The following is a 24,778-nucleotide window of genomic DNA, read 5'->3' as shown; positions in this document are numbered from 1 at the left end:
TAAACCTGAGCGAACCTTAACCGCCCGCGAAACAATTGCAAACTTGTTGCCGCTGGCGAAGGCTGCGTTCGGCGGCGAAGCCGTCGCAAACCAGGCACTGGGGAGTTTCAGGTAGACCTGTATGGCCGGATTGGCGACGGCTTCGCCGCCGAACGCAGGCTTCGCCAGCTGCTACACAGAGGGTGGTGATCAGGGGTTGAGTCCGCAGCCTTGGCGGTCGCTGATCCACACCGCACTGTTGCTGCGCCCCATACCGCTGACGGTCACGCGCTTGCTCACGGCGTCATCGGTAAACCCGCTGGTAGGCAGCCACTGTTTGACGTAGCTGTGGCAGTCGTCAGCGGGGTTGTTCATCACATACCGGCACGAACAATACTCTTTGGCGGTGTAGCCACTGATGATGTCGGGAAACGCCCACAGTGCTGTTCGTTCCTGCCAGATCCAGCCGAGCAAGGCGATAAAAAGCAGCAGTGATAATGTGCCAAACGGTCGGCGGCGAACGAAGCTCATGGCTGCACCTTCAAGGCAAAGGCCTGACGTGCCAGTTTGAGCAATTCGTTATGCCGATAGCTGCCGTCGCGATCATCACCGTAGCGCACGATCACCAGGCGCTCGCCGGGGATCACATACATCGCCTGCCCCCAATGACCCAGCGCGGCGAACGTGTCAGCGGGCGCGTCTGGCCAGGGTGTCGGCGCGCCATCCACGGCTCGATTGAGCCACCATTGCCCGCCGGGCACCGCTTCGTCCTGATTGGCTTGAACGTGGGAGAAGGGTTCACGGTTGAAGGCGACCCAGTCCTTGGGCAGCAATTGCCGGTCGCCCCATCGTCCGTCCCGCGCCATCAATAAACCCACGCGCGCCAGATCCCGAGCTGTGAGGTAGGCGTAGGACGAGGCGACGAAGGTGCCGGCTGCATCGGTTTCCCACACGGCGTGACGAATGCCCAGCGGGTCGAACAACGCTGTCCACGGATAGTCCGGGTAACGTGCCGGGCCGACGATGTTTTTCAGTGCGGCGGACAACAGGTTGCTGTCGCCACTGGAGTAACGAAACGCCTGACCGGGTTTGGCATACGCGTCATGGTTGGCGGTGAACGCGGCCATGTCAGCGTGACCACGGGTATAGAGCATCGCCACCACCGAAGACTTCAGCGGGGCATATTCATAGTCTTCCTGCCAGTCCAGGCCTGAAGCCCAGTGCAGCAGGTCGGCCAGGGTCAGGTCCGGGTGCTTGTTCAGCGCGGGATAAAATTTGAGCGCCGGGTCCTGAAGCCGGAACAGGCCCTCGCCATAGGCCACACCAAAGACCGTGGCCATCAGGCTTTTGCTGATGGACCAGGTCAGGTGCGGGGTCTCGGCGGTGGTCGGCGCGGCGTAGCGCTCGTAGATCAATTGACCGTCGCGGATCACCAGCAAGGCGTCGGTGCGGATACCTTTTCGAGTGACGTCATCGCGCGGTGGAAAGGCGTAGGCCTCCAAGGCTTGAAGTGCCGGACCGGAGGTGGTCGGGCCGGTTTGCCATTGTTCAGCCGGCCAATTTTCGGCATGAGCTGCGAGGCTGAACATGAACATCAAGCACAGGGACAAACCTTTGGACATGGGTGATGGCTCGGCTGAGAGGCCTGGTGAGCCTAGTCAAGCTTCATGACATTCACTCGGTCCTTGTAGGAGCTGCCGCAGGCTGCGATCTTTTGATCTTGAACTTCAAACAATCAAGATCAAAAGATCGCAGCCTGCGGCAGCTCCTACGGCGCGGTGTTCAGAGCCTTGGCCAACCGCTTCCCCCGAGCCCCCGCCGCCAAGTCCATTACCGCCTGATCCCTCTGCCACATTGCCGCCCAGTGCTGCGGCCCATCGGCCAGGGCCTGATGCACCTCGGCCTTGAGCCCGTCGAACTGCGCAAACAGCCCACCCAGCAACACATGCCCAGCGGTGTTGTTCGGTGCCTGGCGGCTGACTTCCGCGCACCCGGCCAGCAGCGCCAGCAAACGCAGTTGCAGTGTTTGCGGCCAGTCACTGTCCTGACCAATCCCCAACAGCCACGCCGTCATGGCACTCAGCACGTAAACATCTTCCAAAGTGCGGAAGGGTTTCACGTAGGCGTCCCAGCCATCCCCCGCCAGCAATTCACACTGGGCGTTATCGAGAAACAACCGGCCGTGACTGATGTCCGGCATCAACGGGATCGCCGGGAGTTTTTCCAGCCGCACCCCTGGTTCACCGGGATAGACCACCACCAGGCTCAAGCGCGGCTCCTCGCCAGGCTGCTCGCTGCGCGCAGCGATCAACAGCCAGTCAGCGGCATCGCCCGCAGTGACGAAATCCTTGCGCCCGCTCACGCGCAAGTCGGTCAATCGAGTTTGCATATCTGCCGCGCGAAGGCTGCGCTGCTCGGTCGCACACAACGCCCCCAGGCTCAGCGGCGCGCTCGGCCAGAGCATGCGCAACGCAGCTTGATAGCCCACCAGAAACGCCAGTCCCGGTGACGTCATCAACCGCCCGCCTGCCACCGCCAATTCAAAGGGTGTGACCGCGCCCAGCTGATGCAGCAAGGTCGCGAAACCTTCCGCCAGGTCCGGATTGGCGGGCACGCGGTCACGGCGGTTCAACAGGTTTTGCCAGGGCATGGAGGGCTCCTCATGGGCTGTCATATAAGCATCACCAAAGCTTAATGGCGATGACACCGGGGCTACATAGCCTGACTTTGCACAACACGGCTGCATAAAGAAAGTCGATCGACTGCCACCCAAGACGGGTGCCCAGCCCGCACGGAGATTCGCAATGACTCAGATCGCCCGTATCCGCGACACCGGCAACGAACGCCGCCTGCAAGCCGAACGCCTGGTGGGCGCCGAGGCGTTGCTGGAAGCCCAGGCTTTGCGCTTCAACGTCTTCAGCGGCGAATTCAACGCCAAATTGAAGGGCGCCGAGCGGGGTCTGGACATGGATGACTACGACGTTCACTGCGCTCACATCGGCGTGCGCGACCTGAACACCGGTCGTCTGGTGGCGACCACGCGGCTGCTCGATCACCAGGCCGCCAGCAGCCTGGGCAAGTTTTACAGCGAAGAAGAATTCAGCCTGCACGGCCTGGTTCACTTGCAGGGACCGATTCTGGAAATCGGTCGTACTTGCGTCGACCCGGCCTACCGCAACGGCGGCACCATCGCCGTACTCTGGGGTGAATTGGCCGAAGTACTGAACCAGGGCGGTTACAGCTATCTGATGGGCTGCGCCAGCATCCCGATGCAGGACGGTGGCATTCAGGCCCACGCCATCATGCAGCGCCTGCGCGAACGCTACCTGTGCACCGAACACTTGCGGGCCGAGCCGAAGAAACCGCTGCCGGTTCTGGACCTCCCGTCCAACGTCATCGCCGAAATGCCACCGCTGCTCAAGGCCTACATGCGCCTGGGCGCGAAGATCTGCGGCGAACCGTGCTGGGATGAAGATTTCCAGGTCGCCGACGTGTTTATCCTGCTCAAGCGCGATGAGCTGTGCCCGCGTTATGCCAAGCACTTCAAGGCGGCCATGTGATGAGTCGGTTGCGGGTGTACGCGCGGATCGCGCGAGTGCTGATCGTGGTGACACTGGGCTTGACCATGGCCGGCGTGTTCGGTCTGTTCGAGCGGCTGGGGATCGCTCATTCGATGGTCCGCCGGCAACGCTGGTCGCGTTTTTTCATGGCTCGGTTGAGCAATGCCCTGCCCTTTCGCGTGACCGTCCACGGCGAGCTGCCTGAAGCACCGATGCTGTGGGTCAGCAACCACGTTTCCTGGACCGATATTCCGCTGCTGGGAATGCTCACGCCGATGTCGTTCCTGTCCAAAGCCGAAGTGCGCACCTGGCCGGTGGCAGGCTGGTTGGCAGCGAAGGCCGGGAGCCTGTTTATCCGTCGTGGATCGGGCGACAGTCAATTGATCCGCAAACAGATGACCCGACACTTGCAGCACGCCCACCCCCTGCTGATGTTCCCGGAAGGCACCACCACCGATGGCCGTTCGTTGCGCACCTTCCACGGTCGCTTGCAGTCAGCGGCGATTGATTCCGAAGTGATGCTGCAACCGGTAGCGATCCGGTATTTGCGAGATGGCGAACTCGACACCTTGGCGCCGTTCATTGGTGATGATGATTTGCTCTCGCACCTGATGCGCTTGTTTGCCAATGATCGGGGGGATGTGGAAATTCATCTGCTCAAGCCGATCGCCTGCGAAGGACGGGAACGCGCAGCGCTGGCGTTTGAAGCCCAGCAAGCGGTGCAGAAGGCGTTGTTTGGTGAAGTGATGAAACCGGCAGAACCGCGTCGTACCGGCGAACTCGTCGCCGCATAACCCGGCTTTCCTGTAGGAGCAAAGCTTGCTCCTACAGAGGTGGGTGTCTGCGGTATCTGGCAAAATCTTGCAGCTGCGGATAGAACAAGCGGAAATCCTCGCTCAACGGCTCATACAACACCCGCAACTCCTGCATCGCGCCCGCCAGCTCCTCGGGCCGGGTCAACCGGCGCGAGATCCCTCGCAACACCTGCTCCAGCACATCAAATTCCCGGTAAGAACCCAACCAGTCGTGCGCCATCATGTGCGGGGCAATTTTTGCCAGTCGCTCCGGTAATTGCGACTCGGCGGATAGCACGCGATACACATTGGAGGTGAATTGCGTCAGCGGTCGGTCGGCATACAGCGTCCAGTCCCGCGCCAGGCAATGGTCGAAAAACACGTCGAGGACGATCCCGGCGTAGCGCCTGCGTGTCACGGAAAACCGCGACAACGAGACATCCACCAGCGGATGGCGATCGGTATAAACGTCGATGCTGCGATGCAGCTGGATAGCCGCTTCAACCTCGGGCTCAAACTGCCCTTGCAGCCGACCTTTGACGAAATCGCCATACAGGCTGCCGAGCAATTGACCGGGGCGCTGGCCACCGAGATGCAGATGTGCGAGATAATTCATGATGAGCAGCTTAGCACTGCGCACTTGTGTCGTTACACCCTACGTATCGTTATAACCCGATATAGCGAATTATGCGGTCTTCAGACCAAAATCATATTTGTGTATCGCGAAATAGCGATTTAAAGTTCGCCTCATCGCGATATAGCGTTTTACTCATCACGAGCCCACACCATGACCCTCAATCTCGACGAAATAATAAAAGCCCTGGCACACCCAGTACGGCGAGAAATCCTGCACTGGCTCAAAGACCCTGCCGTCGAATTTCCCGACCAGTCCCACAGCAACGAGCACGGCGTTTGCGCCGGTCAGATCGATCAACGGTGCGGCTTGTCGCAATCAACCGTGTCTGCCCACCTCGCAGTTTTGCAACGCGCCGGCCTGATCAGCAGCCGAAAAGTGGGCCAATGGCACTTCTTCAAACGTAACGAGGAAACCATTCAGGCGTTCCTCAGCACCTTCAGCAAAGAGCTCTGACCCTTTACGTCAGCAAGCCGACAAGGAATCAACGATGCCCCTCTCGCTCCTCATTCTGGCCTTGAGCGCCTTCGCCATCGGCACGACCGAGTTCGTCATCATGGGCCTGCTGCCCGATGTGGCGGCTGACCTCGGCGTGTCGATCCCCGGCGCAGGCTGGCTGGTGACCGGTTACGCCCTCGGTGTGGCCATCGGTGCACCGTTCATGGCACTGGCCACCGCGAAATTACCGCGCAAGGCCGCCCTGGTGGCGTTGATGGGCATTTTCATCATCGGCAATCTGCTGTGTGCATTGGCCAGTGACTACAACGTGCTGATGTTTGCCCGTGTGGTGACGGCCCTCTGCCACGGTGCATTCTTCGGCATCGGTTCGGTGGTAGCGGCCAATCTGGTGCCTGCCAACAAGCGTGCATCGGCCGTGGCCTTGATGTTTACCGGCCTGACGCTGGCCAACGTGCTGGGCGTTCCACTGGGCACCGCGCTCGGTCAGGAAGCCGGCTGGCGCTCGACCTTCTGGGCCGTCACGGTCATCGGGGTCATTGCCTTGATCGGTCTGATCCGCTTCCTGCCAGCCAAGCGCGATGAAGAGAAACTCGACATGCGCGCCGAGCTGCGCGCACTCAAAGGCGCCGGCATCTGGCTGTCCTTGAGCATGACCGCATTGTTCGCCGCCTCGATGTTCACCCTCTTCACTTACATCGCTCCGCTGCTCGGCGATGTCACCGGCATCTCGCCAAAAGGCGTGACCTGGACCCTGCTGCTGATTGGCCTGGGCCTGACCGTCGGCAACATCATCGGCGGCAAACTGGCCGACAAACGCCTGGCTGCCACCTTGATCGGTGTCTTCATCTCGATGGCCGTCATTTCGACCGTATTGACCTGGACCAGCGTTGCGGTAATCCCGACCGAAATCACCTTGTTCCTCTGGGCCACCGCTTCGTTTGCCGCCGTACCGGCGCTGCAAATCAACGTAGTGACCTTCGGCAAGGCCGCGCCAAACCTGGTGTCGACCCTGAACATCGGCGCATTCAACGTCGGCAACGCCCTCGGCGCCTGGGTCGGTGGCAGCGTCATCGCCAACGGTTTCGGCCTGACCAGTGTGCCACTGGCGGCCGCCGCATTGGCAGTACTCGCCCTGCTGGTGACCCTGATTACTTTCCGTCAGAGCGGCAATGCCGAGCTGGCCCCTGCTACCCACTAATTTTTCTACGAGGTTTTACTGCATGACGACTATTTTCGATCCGATCAAACTGGGCGACATCGAGTTGGCCAACCGCATCATCATGGCTCCGCTGACTCGCTGCCGCGCCGACGAAGGCCGAGTACCCAACGCGCTGATGGCTGAGTACTACGTCCAACGCGCCTCGGCTGGCCTGATCCTCAGCGAGGCCACTTCGATCACGCCAATCGGCGTCGGTTACCCGGATACACCGGGCATCTGGTCCAACGATCAGGTACGTGGCTGGAGCAATGTCACCAAAGCGATCCACGGTGCCGGTGGCAAAATCTTCCTGCAGCTGTGGCACGTTGGCCGGATCTCCCATGAGATGTATTTGAACGGCGAAACCCCGGTCGCACCGAGCGCGATCCAGCCCAAAGGTCACGTCAGCCTGGTTCGCCCAATGGCTGATTACCCGACACCGCGTGCGCTGGAAACTGCTGAAATCGCCGACATCGTCGATGCCTACCGCACCGGTGCTGAAAACGCCAAGGCCGCTGGTTTCGACGGCGTGGAAATTCACGGCGCCAACGGCTACCTGCTCGACCAGTTCCTGCAAAGCAGCACCAACCAGCGCACCGACCATTACGGTGGCTCCCTGGAAAACCGTGCTCGCCTGCTGCTGGAAGTCACCGACGCGGCCATCGACGTCTGGGGCGCTGGCCGCGTGGGCGTGCATCTGTCACCTCGCGCCGACCTGCATGACATGGGTGACGACAACCTCGCCGAGACGTTCACCTACATCGCCCGTGAACTGGGCAAGCGCGGCATCGCCTTTATCTGCTCCCGCGAGAAAGAAGGCGCTGACAGCCTGGGCCCACAATTGAAAGAAGCCTTCGGCGGTCCTTACATCGTCAACGAAAGCTTCACCAAGGAAAGCGCAAACGCCTGGCTGGCCAGCGGCAAGGCTGACGCCGTTGCATTCGGTGTTCCGTTCATTGCCAACCCGGACTTGCCGGCGCGCCTGAAAGCGGATGCGCCGCTCAATGATGCCCGTCCGGAACTGTTCTATGCCAAAGGGGCAGTGGGTTACATTGACTACCCAGTGATGTAAATCCGCCGGGTATAAAAAAGCCCCACCTGGAAACAGGTGGGGCTTTTTTTGTATTTGATTTCCAGGCGCCGGGCTAAAACGTTTTACACCACAAGGAAATGCAGCGGTCCCAGCCATGACAGGTGGCCTGCGCCTGTTGGCCAGCGCGATACAAAATGCCTACAAAATACGTAATGTGCCGCCTGTAAACTTGCCCCGCGTACGTATATAAAAGCCAACCATTCCATAAAGCGCGGAAAAACGGGGGCTTTGCCCGGCTCTGCCTTGACACAACCAGCAGCAATTACGCATTTTGTTTCATTTGCGCAGACTGGGACTCAAGCGCAGCATTTCCAGCCCTGTATCGGCCCACCGCTCGGCTTCGACGTGCAGTTCAAAACTGTCCGGTGTAAGCAACCACTGATACAGGATGCCATCGATGTATGCATGCAGGCAGATGGCGGCACGGGCCGTGTCGAGGTTTTCCGGCAATTGCCCGCGATTCACTGCATTACGCAAGGCGAGTCCGATCCGCACGTTGCAGTCCAGGCTGGCGGCCTGGCGCTGCTGGCGCAGGTCGCACATTTCATCGGTGAATTCGCATTTATGAAACAGGATTTCATTGATGCGTCGGGTTTTCGGGTCCAGAGCAACTTGATGAAACAAATGAATCAGCAGCTTCCGCATGCAGCCCAGCGGGTCGAGTTCGTCCTCGCTTTCACTGGCTTTGGCCATTTCATCCAGCGGCTCATGCAAGGTATCGAGCATGGCCTGCACCAGATCGGCCTTATTGCTGAAATGCCAGTAAATGGCCCCGCGCGTGACGCCGGCCAGGGTTGCGATGTCGGCCAGGGTCGTGCGCGCCACGCCTCGCTCGAAAAAGGCTTTCTCTGCCGCTTCGAGTATCTGGCTACGGGTTTCCTGAGCTTCCTCTTTGGTACGACGGACCATGGCAGTACAACCTCAATCAGGATGCTTCAGCGGTGTCTGAATATCCGCTGAATAAAAGTGCAGCGAGCGCTCTTGGGACTCGTCTGCGGCCTACAATTCGAACCTTCTGGCGGCATTTGTAACTGGATGAGTACACAGCCAGGGTATTTACAAACAACCATGAACGTAAGTATATTACTTAGCAAGCTACTTATCCACTCAGCGCACATTTTTTACTTTCCACACTTTCTTGTGCGCAATTTGCGCGCCTGACCCGAGGATTTTCATGCAATTCAAGCCAGCTGTTACCGCTCTGGTCACTGCCGTCGCCCTCGCATCGCTGCTCAGCGGATGTAAAAAGGAAGAGGCTCCACCGGCCGCACCACCTCCTCAGGTCGGCGTCGTGACTCTGCAACCGCAAGCTTTCACCCTGACCTCCGAGCTTCCAGGCCGCACCAGTGCGTACCGAATTGCCGAAGTTCGCCCTCAGGTCAACGGCATCATTCTCAAGCGACTGTTCAAGGAAGGCGGCGACGTCAAGTCCGGTCAGCAGCTGTATCAGATCGATCCGGCAGTCTATGACGCAACGCTGAAAAGCGCAGAAGCCAACCTGCAACAAACCAAGTCGATCTCTGACCGTTACAAGCAACTGGTCAACGAGCAGGCCGTGAGCCGTCAGGAATACGACACCGCCGTCGCCAACCGGATGCAATCGGAAGCGTCGCTGCAAACCGCGCAGATCAATGTGCGCTACACCAAAGTGTATGCACCTCTGACAGGCCGCATCGGTCGCTCCAACGTTACCGAAGGTGCCTTGGTCACCAGTGGCCAGGTCGACGCCATGGCGGTGATCCAGCAACTTGATCCGATCTATGTCGACGTGACGCAGTCTTCCGTCGAGTTGCTCGAGCTGCGCCGCGAGCTGGAAAGCGGTCGCCTGCAAAAGGCTGGTGATACCGCCGCCGCGGTCAAACTGACCCTGGAAGACGGCAGCCAGTACAAACAGGAAGGTAAACTCGAGTTCTCCGAAGTCTCGGTTGACCAGACCACCGGTTCCGTCACCCTGCGCGCGGTATTCCCGAACCCTGATCACACGCTGCTGCCCGGTATGTTCGTGCACGCACAGCTGCAGGCTGGTGTGAACAGCGCCGCCATTCTGGCCCCGCAACAAGGCGTGACCCGTGACCTCAAGGGCACGCCAACCGCCCTGGTTGTCGGACCGGACAACAAGGTTGAGCTGCGCCAACTCAAGGCCAGTCGCACCGTGGGTAGCCAATGGCTGATCGAAGACGGCCTCAAGGCCGGCGATCGCCTGATCACCGAAGGGCTGCAATTCGTCAAGCCAGGCGTTGAAGTCAAGCCGACTGAAGCGACTAACGTAGGCAACAAGAACCCGGTCCCCGCACAGGCAGCTGATAAGGCTTCCAGCGGCAAAGGGGAGTAACCCATGTCGAAATTTTTTATCGACCGTCCGATTTTCGCCTGGGTAATTGCCCTGGTGATCATGCTGGTCGGGGCACTATCGATCCTCAAACTGCCCATCAACCAATACCCGAGCATTGCGCCACCGGCCATTGCAATCCAGGTAACGTACCCGGGCGCGTCTGCACAAACCGTGCAGGACACCGTGGTGCAAGTGATCGAGCAACAGCTCAACGGTATCGATAACCTGCGTTATGTCTCCTCGGAAAGTAACTCCGACGGCAGCATGACCATTACCGCGACCTTCGAGCAGGGCACCAACTCCGATACCGCGCAGGTTCAGGTCCAGAACAAACTGAACCTGGCCACCCCGCTGCTGCCGCAAGAAGTGCAGCAACAGGGGATCCGCGTGACCAAGGCAGTGAAAAACTTCCTGTTGGTCATCGGCGTGGTGTCGCGCGACGGCAGCATGACCAAGGACGACCTGTCCAACTACATCGTGTCGAACATGCAGGACCCGATCTCCCGGACCGCCGGTGTCGGTGACTTCCAGGTCTTCGGTTCGCAGTACGCGATGCGGGTCTGGCTCGACCCGGCCAAGTTGAACAACTTCAACCTGACCCCGGTGGACGTCAAAGCGGCCATTGCTGCGCAGAACATCCAGGTGTCCTCCGGGCAACTGGGCGGCCTGCCTGCGGCGCCTGGCCAGCAATTGAACGCCACCATCATCGGCAAGACCCGCCTGCAGACCGCCGAGCAGTTCAACAAGATTCTGCTGAAGGTCAACAAAGACGGTTCGCAAGTGCGCCTGTCGGACGTCGCCGACGTCGGCCTGGGCGGTGAGAACTACAGCATCAATGCCCAGTTCAACGGCGCACCGGCTTCCGGTCTCGCAGTGAAACTGGCCAACGGTGCCAACGCCCTCGACACCGCAAAAGCACTGCGCAACACCATCGACACCCTCAAGCCATTCTTCCCGGAAGGGATGGAAGTGGTGTTCCCGTATGACACGACGCCGGTCGTGACCGAGTCGATCAAGGGTGTAGTTGAAACCCTGGTCGAAGCGATCGTACTGGTGTTCCTGGTGATGTTCCTGTTCCTGCAAAACTTCCGCGCCACCGTCATCACCACGATGACTGTACCGGTCGTATTGCTCGGTACGTTCGGCATCCTTGCGGCCTTTGGTTTCAGCATCAACACCCTGACCATGTTCGGTATGGTTCTCGCCATCGGCTTGCTGGTGGATGACGCCATCGTCGTGGTGGAGAACGTCGAACGGGTCATGAGCGAAGAAGGTCTTTCACCCAAGGAGGCCACCAAGAAATCCATGGGGCAGATCCAGGGTGCACTGGTCGGTATTGCCCTGGTTCTGTCGGCGGTACTGCTGCCGATGGCGTTCTTCAGCGGCTCCACGGGCGTGATCTACAAACAGTTCTCGATCACCATCGTATCGGCCATGGCCTTGTCGGTGCTGGTTGCCCTGATCTTCACCCCGGCGCTGTGCGCCACCATGCTCAAGGCAATTCCGAAAGGCGAGCACGGCACTCCGAAACGCGGCTTCTTCGGCTGGTTCAACCGCAGCTTCGATCGCGGCGTGAAAAGCTACGAACGCGGCGTGGGCAACATGCTCACGCACAAGGCGCCGTACCTGCTGGCGTACGTAATTATTCTGGTCGGCATGATCTGGCTGTTCACCCGTATTCCAACGGCGTTCCTGCCGGAAGAAGACCAGGGTGTACTGTTTGCCCAGGTGCAGACTCCAGCCGGCTCCAGTGCCGAACGGACTCAGGTGGTGATCGACGAGATGCGTTCCTACCTGCTGGATAAAGAGTCCAGCGCAGTCGCCTCGGTGTTTACCGTTAACGGCTTCAACTTTGCCGGTCGCGGCCAGAGCTCGGGCCTTGCGTTCATCATGCTCAAGCCGTGGGATCAGCGGGATGCGGACAACAGCGTGTTCAAGCTCGCCGAACGCGCACAGACGCACTTCTTCAGTTTCCGCGATGCCATGGTGTTTGCCTTCGCACCGCCAGCGGTACTGGAGCTGGGTAACGCCACCGGTTTCGACGTGTTCCTGCAAGACCGTGCCGGTATCGGTCACGAGAAGCTGATGGAGGCGCGCAACCAGTTCCTTGGCATGGCGGCCCAGAGCAAAGTGCTCTATCAGGTGCGCCCGAACGGACTGAACGACGAACCGCAATACCAGTTGGAAATCGATGACGAGAAGGCCAGTGCCCTGGGCATTACTCTCACCGACATCAACAGCACCCTGTCGATTGCCTTGGGCAGTAGCTACGTCAACGACTTCATCGACCGTGGTCGCGTGAAGAAAGTGTACATACAAGGTCAGCCTAACTCGCGGATGAGCCCGGAAGACATCAAGAAATGGTACGTACGCAACGCTGAAGGAACCATGGTGCCCTTCTCGGCTTTCGCCAAGGGACAGTGGATCTACGGTGCTCCGAAACTGTCGCGTTACAACGGTGTAGAAGCGATGGAAATCCTCGGCGCCCCGGCTCCAGGCTACTCCACCGGTGAAGCCATGGCCGAAGTCGAAGCGCTGGCGAAGAAACTGCCGGCGGGTGTGGGTATTTCCTGGACCGGCCTGTCGTACGAAGAACGGCTGTCCGGTTCCCAGGCTCCCGCGTTGTACGCGTTGTCGCTGCTGATGGTGTTCCTGTGTCTGGCGGCGCTGTACGAAAGCTGGTCGATTCCGATCGCGGTGATGCTGGTGGTGCCACTGGGGGTCATCGGCGCGCTGCTGGCGACCAGTTTGCGCGGCCTGTCCAACGACGTTTACTTCCAGGTGGGCCTGTTGACGACCATCGGTCTGGCCGCGAAAAACGCCATTCTGATCGTCGAATTCGCCAAAGAACTGAATGAACAGGGAATGAGTCTGCGCGATGCCGCGATTGAAGCCTGCCGCATGCGTTTGCGCCCGATCATCATGACCTCCCTCGCCTTCGTTCTGGGCGTGGTGCCACTGGCGATTTCCACGGGTGCAGGTTCAGGTAGCCAACACGCCATCGGTACCGGGGTTATTGGCGGTATGATCACGGCCACGGTCCTGGCAATCTTCTGGGTACCCCTGTTCTTCGTCACCGTGTCGTCCATCGGTCAGCGCAAAAAAACCGATGAAGATGACGCAATCGAAACTCCTAAAGAGGCTGGCCAATGAGCAAGTCGCTACTCTCCCTAGCCGTTGCCGCGTTCGTGCTCAGTGGCTGCTCGCTGATACCTGATTATCAGCAGCCCGCGGCACCGGTTCCGAGCGAATTCCCGCAGGGCCCGGCGTACTCGCCGGCCCAGGCACCGAATCAGGCCGCTGCCGAACAAGGCTGGAAGCAGTTTTTCCATGATCCGGCGCTGCAACAGCTGATCCAGGTTGCTCTGGAAAACAACCGGGACCTGCGTGTCGCAGCCCTGAACATCGACGCCTTCGCGGCCCAGTACCGCATTCAGCGCGCGGACCTGTTCCCGGCTGTTTCGGCCAATGGCACCGGCAGCCGTCAGCGTGTCCCGGCGAACGCTTCGCAAACCGGCGAAGCGGGCATTGTCAGCTCGTATTCGGCCACAGTCGGCATCAGCGCCTATGAACTCGACCTGTTCGGTCGGGTTCGCAGCCTGAGCGAACAAGCCCTGCAACAATACTTCGCGACCGAAGAAGGCCGCCGCAGCACTCAGATCAGCCTTGTGGGCAGCGTGGCCAATGCCTACCTGACCTGGCAGGCGGACAAAGAACTGCTCAAGCTGACCCAGGACACCCTCGGGGCGTTCCAGGAGAGCTACAAGCTCACCGCACGCAGCAACGAAGTAGGTGTGGCCTCGGCACTGGACCTCGCTCAGTCGCGCACCTCGGTGGAAAACGCCCGTGCCCAACTGGCGAAGTACACCCGTCAGGTCGCTCAGGACGAAAACAGCTTGGTGCTGCTGCTCGGCACCAGTATCCCGGCCAACCTGCAAGCCGCCAAGCCGCTGTCTGATGACTTGTTGAGCGACGTACCGCCCGGCTTGCCGTCGGACTTGCTGCAACGTCGTCCGGACATCCTGCAGGCCGAATACAACCTCAAGGCTGCCAACGCCAACATCGGCGCGGCACGGGCTGCGTTCTTCCCGAGCATCAGCCTGACAGCCAACGCCGGTTCCCTGAGCCCGGACCTTTCGGGTCTGTTCAAGGGTGGCTCGGGCACGTGGTTGTTCCAGCCGCAAATCAATTTGCCGATCTTCAATGCCGGCAGCCTGCGCGCCAGCCTGGACTACTCGAAAATCCAGAAAGACATTGGCGTGGCGAACTACGAGAAGTCCATTCAAACGGCCTTCCAGGAAGTCGCCGATGGCCTGGCCGCCCGCCAGACCTACACCGAGCAACTGCGGGCCCAGCGTGATTTCGTCACCGCCAACCAGGACTACTACCGTCTGGCCGAGCGTCGATATCGCATTGGTGTCGACAGCAACCTGACCTTCCTCGATGCCCAGCGCCAGCTGTTCAGTGCCCAACAGGTATTGATCACCGACCGTCTGGCGCAACTGGTCAGTGCAGTCAATCTGTACAAGGCACTGGGCGGTGGCTGGAATGAGCAAACGGCCAGGAACGAGCCTTTGAAAGAAGAAGCGCCGAAGATGAAGTTGTTCTGATAGCGCTGTGAGTCAACTTGAAGCCCACCTCCTGGTGGGCTTTTTGCTGGCAACGCAAAAGGTCTGTTGTTCGTCGTGGCCCCATCGCCAGCAGGCTGGCTCCCACAGGGAACCGGGTTTCTGCAGGAAGAAAGGAGTCCAATGTGGGAGCTAGCCTGCTAGCGATGAGGCCAGCCCCTACACAAAAAAACCGGAACCATGTTGCGTTCGATAATCGCCCAGAACCTGCCTTTAACAATTGAACCATCCAGTACATTCCCCGCACCATTCTCCGCACAAGACCAATAACATCAGGTTCGACCTCATGCCCCCGCGCCCTGCCCTGTCCGGCTGATCCCGTTCGTTTTTGTCCCGATTTCCGATGGTTGTCTGCAACCCCAAAGGTCGCGGCATTACCCGCTTCATCCCCAAGAATTAGAGAGACCCTAGCCCATGACGCCTTCCTCCGCGCAGTACTTCGTTCCCAGCCTGATCGCCGTCGCCCTGGCCAGCACAGCCCTTCCCGCCCAGGCTGAGGAGGCAGGTTTTGTCGAAGACGCCAAGGTCAACCTGAACCTGCGCAACTTCTACATCAATCGCAACTTCACCAACCCGACCAAGGCGCAGGGCAAGGCTGAGGAATGGACACAGAGTTTCATCCTCGACGCTAAATCCGGTTTCACTCAAGGCACAGTCGGGTTCGGTCTGGATGTGTTGGGGCTGTACGCGGTGAAGCTCGACGGAGGCCAGGGCACCGGTGGAACGCAGTTGTTGCCGTTGGACCAAGACGGTCGTCCGGCGAACAATTTCGGCCGCACCAATGTCGCGTTCAAGGCGAAGCTGTCCCAGACCGAAGTGAAGGTCGGCGAGTGGATGCCAGTGCTGCCGATCCTGCGCTCGGACGACGGACGTTCCATGCCGCAAACCTTTCGTGGGGGCCAGATCACCTCCAAGGAAATCAACGGACTGACGCTGTACGGTGGTCAGTTCCGCGCCAACAGCCCGCGAGATGACAGCAGCATGAGCGACATGTCGATGACCGGAAAAGCGGCCTTCACCTCCGACCGCTTCAACTTTCAGGGCGGCGAGTACGTTTTCAACGAGAAGCGCACGCAGATCGCGCTGTGGAACGCCGAACTCAAGGACATCTACAGCCAGCAATTCGTCAACCTGATCCATAGCCAGCCCTTCGGCGGCTGGACCTTGGGCGCCAATCTGGGGTTCTTCTACGGCAAAGAAGACGGCAGCGCCCGGGCCGGCGATCTGGACAACAAGACCTGGTCGGGCCTGTTCTCGGCCAGACACGGTGGCCACACCTTCTACGTCGGTTTGCAGAAGCTGACCGGCGACAGCGCCTGGATGCGCGTCAACGGCACCAGCGGCGGTACGTTGGCCAACGACAGCTACAACGCCAGCTACGACAACGCCCGGGAAAAATCCTGGCAGCTGCGCCATGACTACAACTTTGTCGCCCTTGGAATTCCCGGCCTGACACTGATGAATCGCTACATCAGCGGCGACAATGTGCACACCGGCACGGTGACCGATGGCAAGGAATGGGGACGCGAAAGCGAATTGGGCTACACCGTACAGAGCGGCGCATTGAAGGATTTAAACGTGAAATGGCGCAACTCGACCATGCGCCGGGATTACAGCAACAACGAGTTTGATGAGAACCGCGTGATCGTCAGCTACCCGATCAGTCTGTTGTAAACCTCAAGGACGCCATCGCGGGCAAGCCCGCGATGGCGTCAGTTAAGGCACCAAAAATCGCCAGGATCACTCCCGCGATTCAACCCCCAACTCGTCCCACACTGACTCCGCCAAATGGAACGTCGCATTCGCCGCCGGGATACCGCAATAGATCGCGCTCTGCATGATGACTTCCTTGATCTCGCCACGGGTCACGCCGTTGTTGGCGGCGGCACGCAGGTGCAGCTTCAGCTCTTCATTGCGGTTCATGCCGATCAGCATGGCGATGGTGATCAGGCTGCGGGTGTGACGCGGCAGGCCCGGACGGGTCCAGATGTCCCCCCAGGCGTGGCGGGTGATCATTTCCTGAAACTCCGAGTTGAACTCGGTCAGGGCGTTCAGGCTGCGATCGACATGAGCGTCGCCCAGTACCGCGCGGCGGACCTTCAGGCCTTCGTCGTAACGTTGTTTCTCGTCCACACCCACCCCCTTAATCCGCTGACAAAAACGCCACGACCTGCTCGCTGAACGCAGCGCCGGCCTGAACGTTGGACAGGTGCGCCGCGTAGAACTCCGCATACTCGGCGCCGAGCACATGCTGTTGAATGAAGTGCCCACCGGACGGCGGCGTGACCGCGTCTTCAGTGCCGGCAATCACCAGCAGCGGGACCTTGATCGACGACAACTGCTCACGGAAATCGGCATCGCGTACAGCCGCGCAATTGGCCGCGTAACCTTCAGGTGAGGTGGCCGCCAGCATGTCGGTGATTCTGCTGGCCACCGCCGGATTGGCCTCGGCAAAGTCCGGCGTAAACCAGCGCGCAATCGATGCGTCGCGTAGCGCGACCATGGCCGCCTGGCCATCACGCAACACCATTTCGATGCGCGGATTCCAGATCGACGGATCGCCGATTTTCGCCGCGGTATTGCACACCACCAGCTTGAGCAGACGATGACCGGCGTTGATTCCCAGCCACTGGCCAATCAACCCGCCCATGGACAAACCGCAGAAATGCGCCCGCTCGATGTGCAACGCATCCAGCAGTGCCAGCACGTCGTGACCCAGTTGTTCGATGGTGTAAGGCCCTGGAGTCACCAGAGACTGGCCGTGACCACGGGTATCGAAACGCAACACACGGAAATGCTCGGTGAACGCCGGAATTTGCGTATCCCACATGTGCAGGTCAGTGCCCAGCGAGTTGGACAGCACCAGCACCGGTGCATCGACCGGTCCATCGAGTTGGTAATGCAGTTCGCCATCGGCGAGTTGTACGAAAGCCACAGCAATCTCCTTCAGGCAGAAAACGCAACATGTTCAGCCACCGCTCGTTCGACCCAGGTATGGGCCTGACCGAGGTAATGGGCCGGGTTCAACAGATGATCGAGTTCAGTTGCAGAAAGTTCGGCGGTCACTTGCGGCTCATCGCCCAGGACCGCGCGCAAATGACGCTGCTCGGCGACGGCGCGCTTGCAGCACTGCTCAAGCAAGTGATGCGCCGTGTCGCGGCCGACCCGTTGGGCGAGGACGATGCTGACCGCTTCGGCGAGTACCAGCCCCTGCGTCAGGTTGAGGTTACGGGCCATGCGGTCGGCATCGACTTCCAGCCCGTCCGCTACCAGCAGTGCCTGCTTCAGGCTGCCCGAGACCAGGCAGCAAATTTCCGGCAACGTTTCCCACTCGGCATGCCACAGGCCCAGGCTGCGCTCGTGTTCCTGGGGCATGGCGCTGAACAGGGTCGAGAGCAGACCGGGAACCCGGGTTGCTGCACCAATCAGCACTGCCGCGCCGACCGGGTTGCGCTTATGCGGCATGGTCGACGAACCACCCTTGCCCGGCGCCGAAGGCTCGAACACTTCGCCGGCCTCGGTTTGCATCAACAGGCTGATGTCGCGCCCCAGTTTGCCGAGGCTGCCCGCGATCAATCCCAGCACCGAACCAAATTCCACAAGGCGATCACGCTGGGTGTGCCAGGGTTGTTCGGGCATCGTCAGATGCAGTTCATCGGCCAGTGCCTGGGCAACCGGCATTGCCTGTTCGCCGAGGGCGGCAAGGGTTCCGGATGCGCCACCAAACTGCAGCACCAGCAACCGCGGTTTGAGTTCCTGCAGGCGCTGACGGCTACGGGTTACCGCGCCCAGCCAACCGGCGATTTTCATGCCGAGGGTGACCGGGGTCGCGTGTTGCAGCCAGGTGCGACCGGCCAATGGCGTGGCGACATAGCGCCGGGCCTGAGTCGCCAGCGTTTGCGCCAGTTGCGCCAGATCCTGTTCGATCAGCGCCAGCGCATGGCGAAGTTGCAGCACCAGGCCACTGTCCATCACGTCCTGACTCGTCGCGCCCAGATGTACATAACGCTCGGCCTCGGCATCCTGTGCCGCAACCTGCTTGCCCAGCGCTTTCACCAAAGGAATCGCCGAATTGCCCGCCGTGGCGATCGCCTCGCCGAGCACTGAAAAGTCGTAAAGACCTGCCTGACATGCCGCTTCAATCGGGGCAACCGCTGACTGCGGGATTAACCCGACACGAGCCTCAGCCCGTGCCAGTGCCGATTCGAAATCGAGCATGGCCTGGACCCGACCCTGATCGCAGAACACCTCACGCATATCGCGGGCAGTGAAATAGGTATCGAACAATTGATTGCCCGGTCGCTCGTTCATAAACAGTTCCTGAGGGCGTGGGCCGTCGTGGCCCACGCGTAAAGATCAGAGGTCGTGGTGCAGGTATTTCGCCTGTTTCGGCAGGCGCAAGCTGAACAGGAACGCCACCGCCATCATCACCGTCACGTACCAATAAAACGAGTTTTCCATGCCCACGGCTTTAAGGCTCAGGGCGACGTACTCTGCCGACCCGCCGAAGATCGCATTCGCCACCGCATACGCCAGGCCGACACCCAGGGCACGTACTTCAGGCGGGAACATTTCCGCTTTCACCAGCCCGCTGATGGAGGTGTAGAAGCTGACGATTGCCAGGGCCACGGTGATCAGAACGAAGGCCAGAAACGGACTGCTGACACTTTTCAGGCTCAGGAGGATAGGCACGGTGAACAGGGTCCCCAGAGCACCGAACCAGAGCATCGAACTGCGTCGGCCAATCTTGTCCGCGAGCATGCCGAACAGCGGTTGCATGCACATATAAAGGAACAGCGCGCCGGTCATGATGTAGCTGGCGGTCTTGGCGTGCATCCCGGCCGTGTTCACCAGGTACTTCTGCATGTAGGTCGTGAAGGTGTAGAAAATCAACGAACCACCGGCGGTGTAACCCAGCACGGTGATGAACGCAGCTTTGTGATCACGAAACAATGCGCGGATGCTGCCGGCGTCTTTGTTTTCGCGCATTTCCTTGCTCGAGGTTTCCTTGAGCGAACGACGCAGGAACAGCGAGATCAACGCGGCCACGGCGCCGACCACGAACGGGATCCGCCAGCCGTAGGCACGCAGGTCATCTTCGGTGAGAAATTGTTGCAGGATCACCACCAGCGACACCGCCAGCAACTGACCGCCAATCAGTGTCACGTACTGGAACGAGGCGAAGAAACCGCGCTGGCCCTTGAGCGCGACTTCGCTCATGTAGGTCGCGGTGGTGCCGTACTCCCCGCCCACGGACAAACCCTGGAGCAAGCGCGCGAACAACAACAGGATTGGCGCCCAGACGCCGATGTCCTTATAGGTCGGCAGACACGCGATCAGCAGCGAGCCGAAGCACATCATCAGAATCGAAATCAGCATCGAATTCTTGCGCCCGTGCTTATCTGCAACACGACCGAAAATCCAGCCGCCAATCGGCCTCATCAGGAACCCGGCCGCGAACACGCCAGCGGTGTTCACCAACTGCACGGTCGGGTTATCGGAAGGAAAAAAGGCCGGGGCGAAATAGATTGCGCAAAAGGCGTAGACGTAGAAGTCGAACCATTCGACGAGGTTGCCGGACGAGGCACCGACGATCGCAAAGATCCTTTTGCTGCGCTCTTCACCGGTGTAGTGCGCTGGAGTAGCGGTGGGGGTTGTCATTGTTTTTCACTCTTTGGGGACAGTGACAGTCTAGACACACTTCGTAACAGTCCCGTTCCACAGATGCAAGTTACGACGCAAATCCCTTGTAGGAGCGAGCCTGCTCGCGATAGCGGCGTGTCATTCAGCATTAGTGACGCTGATACACCGCCATCGCGAGCAGGCTCACTCCCACAAGGGGAATTGCGGTGTTTTCAATAATCGAAAAACACCGTCTCGGCGTCAGTCCCCTGCAAAATCACATTCCACTGATAAATACCTGAAGCATCCTGCTTGGCCAGCAATGTCTGGCGGCGATCCGCAGGAACGCATTCCAGTAACGGATCACCGACGTTGGCCGGCTCACCATCAAAGTAGATCCGTGTCAGCAAGTGCTTCACCAGCCCTCGAGCAAATACCAGCACCACCAGATGCGGCGCCTGGGTCGTGCCCTTCAAGCCTTCCACGGTGCCTGGCTTGATGGTGGTGAAACGAAAGCGCCCTTCTGCATCCACCGGCACACGGCCAAAGCCTTCGAAGTTCGGGTCCAGCGGTTTCTCTTGATCGTCTTCAGGGTGGGCATATTTGCCGGCCGCATTGGCCTGCCACACTTCCAGCATGGCGTCGTTAACAACATCGCCATTGCCATCCACCACTTGCCCGGTGATCGCCACGCGCTCGCCAAGGGTTTGCTCGACGGTCAGGTCTTCGCGGTTCAGCCAGGTCAGGCCGATGTGGTAGTACGGTCCGACGGTGTGGGACGTGGTCGCGTTCAGCGTCATCTTATTTCTCCATCGGCGTGGCTTCGCGGCCGCGCAAGACGATGTCCCAGCGATAACCGAGGGCGTAGGAAGGAACGGTTTTTTCTAGGTCGAAACTGGCGATCAGGCGCTCTTTGGCACTCGTATCGGGCACGCAGTTATAGATCGGGTCGTATGCCAGCAGCGGATCGCCGGGGAAATACATCTGGGTGACCAGGCGCGTCAGGATGCTGGGCCCAAACAGCGAGAAGTGGATATGCGCCGGGCGCCACGCATTGTGGTGGTTGCCCCATGGGTAGGCGCCAGGCTTGATGGTCTGGAACTGGTACCAGCCATCAGCGTCGGTCACGGTGCGTCCGGTGCCCGTGAAGTTCGGGTCCAGTGGTGCGTCGTGCACGTCGCGAGCGTGGTTGTAGCGACCCGCCGCGTTGGCCTGCCAGATCTCCACCAGGATTCCGGGCACCGGCAATCCGTTTTCGTCCAGCACACGGCCATGAATGATGATGCGCTCGCCCTGCGGTTCACCTGAATGCTGTGCGGTCAGGTCATTGTCCTGCTCTTTGATACGCTCGGCACCGATGGTCGGGCCGGTGATCTCCGACAGCGAATGCGGCAAAAACACCAACGGCTTGGACGGCGAGCGAAGGTTGGTGGATTGATAGGCCGGGTGCAGGTAGTCCGGCTGAGTGCCCTCTTGTGGGCGACGGTAACCAGGCTTGTCAGACATTACGCTTTCCTCTGTTCTTGTTAGTCACGGCTGCACGTCAGACGCGTTCGATTGCCAAGGCCAGACCCTGGCCCACACCGACGCACATGGTTGCCAGTGCTTTTTTGCCACCGGTCTTCTCCAGCTGGTGCAACGCCGTCAATACCAGTCGCGCGCCGCTCATGCCCAGGGGGTGGCCCAAGGCAATCGCGCCACCATTCGGGTTGACCTGAGCGGCGTCGTCCGCCAGACCCAGTTCACGCAATACCGCCAAGCCTTGGCTGGCGAACGCTTCGTTGAGTTCGATGACGTCGAAATCGCTGACGGCCAGGCCGAGGCGCTCAGTCAGTTTGCGCACCGCCGGTACAGGGCCGATGCCCATGACCCGAGGCGCGACACCGGCGCTCGACATACCCAGCACCCTGGCGCGAGCGGTCAGCCCGTGTTTCTTCACGGCCTCGGCAGACGCCAGAATCAGCGCCGCCGCACCGTCGTTGACCCCGGACGCATTGCCAGCAGTCACGGTTTTGTCAGGACCATTCACCGGTTTGAGTTTCGCCAGTGTTTCCAGAGTGGTGTCGGCGCGCGGATGCTCATCCTGGCTGACAACGGTTTCGCCCTTCTTGTGGGCAATGCGCACTTCGATGATTTCTTCAGCGAAGAATCCTGCAGCTTGCGCGGCGGCTGTCCGCTGCTGACTGCGCAGTGCGAAAGCGTCCTGATCCTCGCGGGATACTTCGTAATCGTCTGCCACGTTGTCAGCGGTCTGTGGCATCGCATCAACGCCGTATTGCGCTTTCATCAACGGATTGATGAAGCGCCAGCCGATGGTGGTGTCTTCCAGCTTCATGTTGCGCGAGAACGCGGCGTCAGCCTTGCCCATCACGAACGGCGCGCGGGACATCGATTCGACGCCACCGGCAATCGCCAGCTCCATCTCGCCGCTGGCGATGGCCCGAAAAGCAGTGCCAATAGCGTCCATGCCGGAGGCGCAGAGACGATTGAGGGTCACACCCGGAATGCTCTCCGGAAGACCTGCCAGCAGCAGCGCCATGCGCGCCACGTTGCGGTTGTCTTCGCCGGCCTGGTTGGCACAGCCGAGGAACACCTCGTCCACCGCGCTCCAGTCCACCGATGGATTACGCGCCACCAGTGCCTTGATCGGCACGGCGGCCAGGTCGTCGGCACGCACCGAGGACAGGCCACCGCCGAACCGGCCGATGGGGGTGCGAATCGCGTCGCAGATATAAACGTCACGCATCAGGCTTCTCCGGGGGCTTGGCCGTGGGCGGCGGCGGTGCGGGCTTCCAGATCCCTGAGTGCTTTGAGTTCAACCTCGGTCGGCTCGGCGGTGTTTTCTACCGTATCAGCGAAGCGGACCGCCCAACCGGTGGCCGCGACGACTTGCTCGCGGGTCACGCCAGGGTGCAGCGCGGTGACCACAAATTCATGGGTATCCGCTTCCGGTTCCATGATGCACAGGTCGGTGATGATGCCGACCGGACCGGCGCCCGGCAGGCCCAGACGCTTGCGCGAGTCGCCCCCCTCGCCATGGCCGACGGAGGTAATGAAGTCGAGTTTATCGACGAAGGAGCGTGCCGATTGCTTGAGGATGATCAACACGCTTTTGGCGGAACCGGCGATTTCTGGAGCACCGCCGGCACCCGGCAGGCGGACTTTCGGCGCGTGGTAATCGCCAACGACCGTGGTGTTGATGTTGCCAAAGCGATCGACTTGCGCAGCGCCGAGGAAGCCGACGTCGATACGACCGCCCTGCAGCCAGTAGCGAAAAATCTCACCGGTCGGGACGACGGTGTCGGCCGTTTCCGCCAGTTCGCCATCACCAATCGACAAAGGCAATACGCTCGGCTTGGCGCCAATCGGACCCGATTCATAGATAAGGACGACGTCAGGCGAAGACGTCAGGCGGGCCAGGTTGGCCGCTTTCGATGGCAGGCCGATGCCGACGAAGCACACCGAACCGTTTTTCAGGCGGCGAGCGGCGGCAACGGTCATCATTTCATTGGTGGTGTAAGTCATTACTTCGCCTCCGAAGCAGCGGCCAGCTTGGCCTGGAACTCGCTGAAGTCAGCGCAGCCATGGATGTATTCGTTGATCCACGCGGTGAAGGTTTCACGGTCGCGGGCAATCGGGTCCCAGGCTTGGTAGAAACGGTTGTCACGCTCGTTGTAGCCGTGTGCGTAGGACGGGTGCGCCCCGCCAGGTACATGGCAGACCGCGCTCAACGCCCAGGTTGGCAACACACAGGCGTTCATCGGAGCATTAAGGTCATCGACGATTTCTTCGACGGTGACGATGCAACGCTTGGCGGCCAACGCGGCTTCTTTCTGCACGCCGAGAATGCCCCAGAGCAACACGTTGCCCTTGCGGTCGGCTTTCTGCGCATGAATCACGGTGATGTCAGGGCGTACCGAAGGCACCGCGGCCAGCACTTCACCGGTGAACGGGCAAGTGACGGTTTTGATCAGCGGGTTGACCTTCGGCAGGTCGGAGCCGGCATACGCGCGAAGCACGGCGAAAGGCAGGCCCGAAGCGCCGGCGACGTAGGCGTTGGCCAAATCGGCGTGGCTGTGTTCTTCAATTTCCAGTGCGTGAGGCCATTGCTTCTCGACCGCGTCGCGCAGACGGTGCAACGAACCGACACCCGGATTGCCGCCCCAGGAGAAAATCAACTTGCGCGCACACCCGGCACCGATCAACTGGTCATAGATCAAGTCAGGCGTCATCCGCACCAGCGTCAGATCTTTCTTGCCCTGGCGAATGATCTCGTGACCCGCCGCCGTAGGAATCAGATGAGTAAAGCCTTCGAGCGCGACGGTATCGCCGTCATTTACGAATTGCTTCACCGCGTCGTGCAGCGAAAGGATTTCAGCCATGGGGCAAGCTCCCGTTTTGTTATGAACCGACAATGGAAGAAAAAGGCGCGATGCGCAGCGCCGGAATGACTGAAGAGTAAGCCTGTGCAAAACACCA

23 protein-coding genes are annotated in these 24,778 nt (G+C 60.1%); 9 read left to right on the top strand and 14 right to left on the bottom strand.

Features of this window, described 5'->3' with window-relative positions; translation table 11 throughout:
• Nucleotides 1-189: 189 nt before the first annotated feature.
• The 3 genes from AC3ZVB_RS15680 to AC3ZVB_RS15670 all read right to left on the bottom strand — a co-directional run bounded on the left by AC3ZVB_RS15680 (nucleotide 190) and on the right by AC3ZVB_RS15670 (nucleotide 2,629).
• Nucleotides 190-510, bottom strand: a complete 321-nt coding sequence (locus AC3ZVB_RS15680) for an amidase (RefSeq protein ID WP_490147042.1) — start codon at nucleotides 508-510, stop codon at nucleotides 190-192.
• A complete protein-coding gene (locus AC3ZVB_RS15675; protein ID WP_490147041.1) occupies nucleotides 507-1,601 on the bottom strand; it encodes a serine hydrolase domain-containing protein in 1,095 nt (364 codons plus the stop codon). Before AC3ZVB_RS15675 ends, AC3ZVB_RS15680 begins: the two co-directional genes overlap by 4 nt.
• A gap of 146 nt (nucleotides 1,602-1,747) precedes the next feature.
• Complete coding sequence (locus tag AC3ZVB_RS15670) at nucleotides 1,748-2,629, bottom strand: acyl-CoA dehydrogenase middle domain-containing protein (protein WP_490147040.1); 882 nt, start codon at nucleotides 2,627-2,629, stop codon at nucleotides 1,748-1,750.
• 154 nt (nucleotides 2,630-2,783) lie between these two features.
• On the opposite strand from AC3ZVB_RS15670, the gene olsB reads away from it, so the two are divergent.
• Nucleotides 2,784-3,539 carry an L-ornithine N(alpha)-acyltransferase gene (gene olsB / locus AC3ZVB_RS15665; RefSeq protein ID WP_162438614.1) on the top strand — a complete coding sequence of 252 codons (756 nt, stop codon included), beginning with the start codon at nucleotides 2,784-2,786 and terminating at the stop codon, nucleotides 3,537-3,539.
• A complete protein-coding gene (locus AC3ZVB_RS15660; protein WP_490147039.1) occupies nucleotides 3,539-4,333 on the top strand; it encodes a lysophospholipid acyltransferase family protein in 795 nt (264 codons plus the stop codon). Before olsB ends, AC3ZVB_RS15660 begins: the two co-directional genes overlap by 1 nt.
• 31 nt (nucleotides 4,334-4,364) lie before the next feature.
• Here AC3ZVB_RS15660 and AC3ZVB_RS15655 read toward each other — a convergent pair whose 3' ends face one another.
• Nucleotides 4,365-4,949, bottom strand: a complete 585-nt coding sequence (locus tag AC3ZVB_RS15655) for an acyl carrier protein phosphodiesterase (protein WP_490147038.1) — start codon at nucleotides 4,947-4,949, stop codon at nucleotides 4,365-4,367.
• 171 nt (nucleotides 4,950-5,120) lie between these two features.
• Between AC3ZVB_RS15655 and AC3ZVB_RS15650 the strand changes: the two genes are divergently transcribed.
• From AC3ZVB_RS15650 to AC3ZVB_RS15640, 3 genes are read left to right on the top strand one after another with little or no spacing between them, the layout of a single operon-like run.
• The gene (locus tag AC3ZVB_RS15650) at nucleotides 5,121-5,423 is read left to right on the top strand and encodes an ArsR/SmtB family transcription factor (RefSeq protein WP_162438611.1); all 303 of its coding nucleotides are present in this window, start codon (nucleotides 5,121-5,123) and stop codon (nucleotides 5,421-5,423) included.
• A gap of 34 nt (nucleotides 5,424-5,457) precedes the next feature.
• Nucleotides 5,458-6,624, top strand: a complete 1,167-nt coding sequence (locus tag AC3ZVB_RS15645; RefSeq protein WP_162438610.1) for an MFS transporter — start codon at nucleotides 5,458-5,460, stop codon at nucleotides 6,622-6,624.
• A 22-nt stretch (nucleotides 6,625-6,646) separates the two neighbouring features.
• Nucleotides 6,647-7,696 carry an alkene reductase gene (locus AC3ZVB_RS15640; RefSeq protein WP_490147037.1) on the top strand — a complete coding sequence of 350 codons (1,050 nt, stop codon included), beginning with the start codon at nucleotides 6,647-6,649 and terminating at the stop codon, nucleotides 7,694-7,696.
• A gap of 297 nt (nucleotides 7,697-7,993) precedes the next feature.
• Here the strand turns inward: AC3ZVB_RS15640 and emhR are convergent, their stop codons facing one another.
• Nucleotides 7,994-8,626 carry an efflux system transcriptional repressor EmhR gene (gene emhR / locus AC3ZVB_RS15635; protein WP_162438608.1) on the bottom strand — a complete coding sequence of 211 codons (633 nt, stop codon included), beginning with the start codon at nucleotides 8,624-8,626 and terminating at the stop codon, nucleotides 7,994-7,996.
• Between the two features lie 265 nt (nucleotides 8,627-8,891).
• On the opposite strand from emhR, the gene emhA reads away from it, so the two are divergent.
• The 4 genes from emhA to AC3ZVB_RS15615 all read left to right on the top strand — a co-directional run bounded on the left by emhA (nucleotide 8,892) and on the right by AC3ZVB_RS15615 (nucleotide 16,351).
• Entirely contained in the window at nucleotides 8,892-10,049 is a 1,158-nt protein-coding gene (gene emhA / locus AC3ZVB_RS15630) for an efflux RND transporter periplasmic adaptor subunit EmhA (RefSeq protein ID WP_490147036.1), read from the top strand.
• A gap of 3 nt (nucleotides 10,050-10,052) precedes the next feature.
• A complete protein-coding gene (gene emhB, locus AC3ZVB_RS15625; RefSeq protein WP_162438606.1) occupies nucleotides 10,053-13,202 on the top strand; it encodes an efflux RND transporter permease subunit EmhB in 3,150 nt (1,049 codons plus the stop codon).
• The gene (gene emhC, locus AC3ZVB_RS15620) at nucleotides 13,199-14,659 is read left to right on the top strand and encodes an efflux RND transporter outer membrane subunit EmhC (protein WP_490147035.1); all 1,461 of its coding nucleotides are present in this window, start codon (nucleotides 13,199-13,201) and stop codon (nucleotides 14,657-14,659) included. The genes emhB and emhC overlap by 4 nt, the downstream gene beginning before the upstream one ends.
• A 432-nt stretch (nucleotides 14,660-15,091) precedes the next feature.
• Entirely contained in the window at nucleotides 15,092-16,351 is a 1,260-nt protein-coding gene (locus AC3ZVB_RS15615) for an OprD family porin (RefSeq protein ID WP_490147034.1), read from the top strand.
• Between the two features lie 66 nt (nucleotides 16,352-16,417).
• Here AC3ZVB_RS15615 and pcaC read toward each other — a convergent pair whose 3' ends face one another.
• The 9 genes from pcaC to AC3ZVB_RS15570 form a co-directional block, all read right to left on the bottom strand.
• Nucleotides 16,418-16,810 (bottom strand): 4-carboxymuconolactone decarboxylase, encoded by a 393-nt coding sequence (gene pcaC, locus AC3ZVB_RS15610; protein ID WP_008147336.1) that lies wholly within the window; start codon nucleotides 16,808-16,810, stop codon nucleotides 16,418-16,420.
• A gap of 10 nt (nucleotides 16,811-16,820) precedes the next feature.
• Complete coding sequence (gene pcaD / locus AC3ZVB_RS15605; protein ID WP_490147033.1) at nucleotides 16,821-17,612, bottom strand: 3-oxoadipate enol-lactonase; 792 nt, start codon at nucleotides 17,610-17,612, stop codon at nucleotides 16,821-16,823.
• A gap of 11 nt (nucleotides 17,613-17,623) precedes the next feature.
• Nucleotides 17,624-18,988: a 3-carboxy-cis,cis-muconate cycloisomerase gene (locus AC3ZVB_RS15600; protein ID WP_490147032.1), complete on the bottom strand. Its 1,365-nt coding sequence runs from the start codon at nucleotides 18,986-18,988 to the stop codon at nucleotides 17,624-17,626.
• 45 nt (nucleotides 18,989-19,033) lie between these two features.
• On the bottom strand, nucleotides 19,034-20,338 hold the full coding sequence (locus AC3ZVB_RS15595; protein ID WP_162438601.1) for an MFS family transporter: 1,305 nt from the start codon (nucleotides 20,336-20,338) through the stop codon (nucleotides 19,034-19,036).
• 194 nt (nucleotides 20,339-20,532) lie between these two features.
• Nucleotides 20,533-21,099 carry a protocatechuate 3,4-dioxygenase subunit alpha gene (gene pcaG, locus AC3ZVB_RS15590; RefSeq protein ID WP_194691171.1) on the bottom strand — a complete coding sequence of 189 codons (567 nt, stop codon included), beginning with the start codon at nucleotides 21,097-21,099 and terminating at the stop codon, nucleotides 20,533-20,535.
• Between the two features lies 1 nt (nucleotide 21,100).
• Entirely contained in the window at nucleotides 21,101-21,805 is a 705-nt protein-coding gene (gene pcaH, locus AC3ZVB_RS15585; protein ID WP_162438599.1) for a protocatechuate 3,4-dioxygenase subunit beta, read from the bottom strand.
• Between the two features lie 37 nt (nucleotides 21,806-21,842).
• Nucleotides 21,843-23,048, bottom strand: a complete 1,206-nt coding sequence (gene pcaF, locus AC3ZVB_RS15580) for a 3-oxoadipyl-CoA thiolase (RefSeq protein ID WP_178114312.1) — start codon at nucleotides 23,046-23,048, stop codon at nucleotides 21,843-21,845.
• Nucleotides 23,045-23,824 carry a CoA-transferase subunit beta gene (locus AC3ZVB_RS15575; protein ID WP_162438597.1) on the bottom strand — a complete coding sequence of 260 codons (780 nt, stop codon included), beginning with the start codon at nucleotides 23,822-23,824 and terminating at the stop codon, nucleotides 23,045-23,047. The genes pcaF and AC3ZVB_RS15575 overlap by 4 nt, the downstream gene beginning before the upstream one ends.
• The gene (locus AC3ZVB_RS15570; RefSeq protein ID WP_074874180.1) at nucleotides 23,824-24,681 is read right to left on the bottom strand and encodes a CoA transferase subunit A; all 858 of its coding nucleotides are present in this window, start codon (nucleotides 24,679-24,681) and stop codon (nucleotides 23,824-23,826) included. Before AC3ZVB_RS15570 ends, AC3ZVB_RS15575 begins: the two co-directional genes overlap by 1 nt.
• Nucleotides 24,682-24,778 lie beyond the last annotated feature (97 nt).

The organism is Pseudomonas sp. MDV22-iso1, from assembly GCF_058145095.1.
The sequence above is the reverse complement of the archived record's forward strand: the minus strand, read 5'-3'. Positions and strand labels throughout refer to the sequence as shown.